The sequence below is a fragment of the Streptococcus sp. 10F2 genome, from assembly GCF_054331515.2.
Genome location: NZ_JBTGGE020000095.1, coordinates 1 through 2587, shown reverse-complemented (window position 1 = coordinate 2587; position 2587 = coordinate 1). Strand labels below are relative to the sequence as shown.

General features: G+C 35.4%; 3 protein-coding genes and 1 tRNA gene. 1 reads left to right on the top strand and 3 read right to left on the bottom strand.

The window, feature by feature from the left end; all coding sequences use genetic code 11:
• A partial coding sequence (locus tag ACXM1Q_RS09115) for a DUF6773 family protein (protein ID WP_458517785.1) occupies positions 1-466 on the top strand: 466 nt, incomplete at its 5' end.
• Between the two features lie 107 nt (positions 467-573).
• Here the strand turns inward: ACXM1Q_RS09115 and ACXM1Q_RS09110 are convergent.
• From ACXM1Q_RS09110 to rplS, 3 genes are all read right to left on the bottom strand, one after another.
• Entirely contained in the window at positions 574-1011 is a 438-nt protein-coding gene (locus ACXM1Q_RS09110) for a hypothetical protein (protein WP_458517784.1), read from the bottom strand.
• A gap of 835 nt (positions 1012-1846) precedes the next feature.
• Positions 1847-1918: transfer RNA gene (locus ACXM1Q_RS09105), tRNA-Arg, on the bottom strand.
• 36 nt (positions 1919-1954) lie between these two features.
• On the bottom strand, positions 1955-2302 hold the full coding sequence (rplS, locus tag ACXM1Q_RS09100) for a 50S ribosomal protein L19 (RefSeq protein WP_160332582.1): 348 nt from the start codon (positions 2300-2302) through the stop codon (positions 1955-1957).
• Positions 2303-2587 lie beyond the last annotated feature (285 nt).

The window sequence follows — 2587 nt, the reverse complement described above, 5'->3', positions numbered from 1 at the left end:
CGAAAAGCTCACAAGCTTCTGTTCGAGTGTGCCCTTCCTGAACGAAAGACAGCACACGTTTTCTAAAATCAATGCTATATGTCATGGTTCTATTTTATCACGTATTATAAAGTGGAACAACTATAGTATCCCAATCATCATGGCTATAGTGGTCTTATCTATTTTATTTTACTCAATTCGGTGCGCGCAAATCGGTGTCCGCTCATCGAATACAGCCTACTTGAATTTTTGGGGCGTTTTACTTGTAACCTTGTTACTAGCATTAGTCATCTGGATAGGGAATTACCAAAAATTCCATTCTATTTATAGTGGTCCCTTCGATCCTTATTTTCTATCGGTTTTGCCGATTACTTTTCTTTTCAACCTTCCATTAGTAGCAGGTTTGAATGCGATTCTAATTTTTCTATCCAAAATTGAAAAAAAGCGTTATGAAGCTGAATTAGAACGATTAGAAAATGAAGAATAGAATAAACAAAAAGTAGCCGGGGCTTGAGCCGGGCTACTTTTCCTTTATAGAAATATGGTTTTCAACAAATGTTCTATGTTGAGAAATAATAAAAATATAGTAGAAAACTATGTATTTTTTCTAAGCTGTTTTTTTAATTGATTGAGTTTTTTATTTCCCTCTGAAATCTGTTGGTTAAGTATGTCTTTATTGGTGCTGCTTAATTTGGGGTTATTAAGTTGTTTACGTAAATTGGCTACTATATTTGTTTGTTCTTCAATTTTCTCTTGAGGACTCATGGATAATTCAATAAGTTTATCTAATTTATCAGCAATGCGTTGATTTTGTTGTATGAGAATCCAATTTTGTTCGATTATTGCAGAGAGATATGACATTCTTGCAAGATCTTCGTTTTTAGTTTCCAAAGAAAAGGTTTGGTCTGTTTTCACCAGTCCTTTTTCCATAAGTTCGTATATGATATTTTGAATCAAGCCCTGAGCTTCTGGAGGTAGCTTTTGTAATCCTCTTTGCTGAAGATATTTTTGGGTATTTGCGAATAAATCCATAGTCATGATTTCCTTATTTTCTATAAATATAGCTTACAACACCAATAATTTTGATGAACTCGTCTTTGCTAAAGTAGATATACGTATAATTGGGACTCGAACTTTCAAGTTGATCAATTTGTAGTATGTTTACAAAATTGCCTTTATTCGTCCGAAATCTCCAAGTTTAATTGGTTCAGTACAGATAATAAAAAGTATCTTTTCGCTGTGAAGTCTTGGTAGGATAGAAGCATTGATAACCATAGTTAATCCTTATTTTGTTTTTGTTCAGTAAAAACTCAAACACTGAGCTGATGCTCGTATTTGAGTTGACCTGAGGTATCTGTGATTTTTGGGAGAGTCGAAGAAATTTGATATTCTCTAAAGATTAGTTTTTAGTGGAGCTTCCGAAGAAAATGACTTTTCTTCAATTTCCTGTATTTTAGGGGAGGGTGTGTTGTTTTTCCATGTTAGATTATTGATTTTATTTTCTCTATTTTCGTCTTATTGTTTTTCATTCTATTATAGATGTTTACAAGTTGTCAACTAAAATGATGAGTACGTAGAGACGGAAATGTTGATACACTTTAATACAAGTTGGTTAACAAACGGGAACTAAAGAATAGACAGTATAGATGAATTGAGATAAGCCATTCGAGATGCTAGCAATAGTAAATAAAGGAAAAATTAAAAGAGGTCTGGCTGCAACCAATAATTTCTCGCTTCGCTTAAATGTTGAATAGATGAAAACAGCTTAGAGTCAACGTTTCTAATGACGTGATTCCAAGCTGTTTTCTACTTCGTAGCCTTTTTGCTCAGTCTTTTTTAGGGAGTTCAAGCACAGTCTATTCTATAATGTCCCCTACAGGAGTCGAACCTGTAATTACTCCTTAGGAGGGAGTTGTTATATCCATTTAACTAAGGGAACAAAAGAAAAGGAGCCGAGGCTCCTTTTGTAATCCTCTTAACGACGGATTTCTTTGATACGTGCAGCTTTTCCTTGTAGGGCACGTAGGTAGTACAATTTCGCACGACGTACTTTACCGTAACGTACAACTTCGATTTTTTCAACACGTGGAGTGTGAAGTGGGAAGATACGCTCAACACCAACACCGTTAGAGATTTTACGAACAGTGTAGTTTTCAGAGATTCCTTGACCTTTACGAGCGATAACAACTCCTTCGAAAAGCTGAACACGTTCGCGGTTTCCTTCGACAACTTTTGCGTGAACGCGAACAGTGTCACCAGGACGGAACTCAGGGATATCAGTACGTAGTTGACCTTCAGTCAAGCTTTGAATTAATGGATTCATTTTTTCTCCTATCTTGCTAATCATATACGCAAAGGTAGCAGCGGATTAGCCGTTTATTTTTGCGTGTCCATCACACACAGGGAATATCTTATCAGTTTTTTTTCGAAAAGTAAAGGAAAAAGCAGATAACTTGAGGATTTTTTTATCTTTGTTATACTATCGAAAGTTTTAAAATGAAGTTAGCCACCCCTTTACTGTAAGATGAGGGCTACAACTCATTCTGATAAGTCATCGATTTCATTTGATGACAGGTTTGGAGCTGTTAGGCTAATTTGCCAAGGCTAA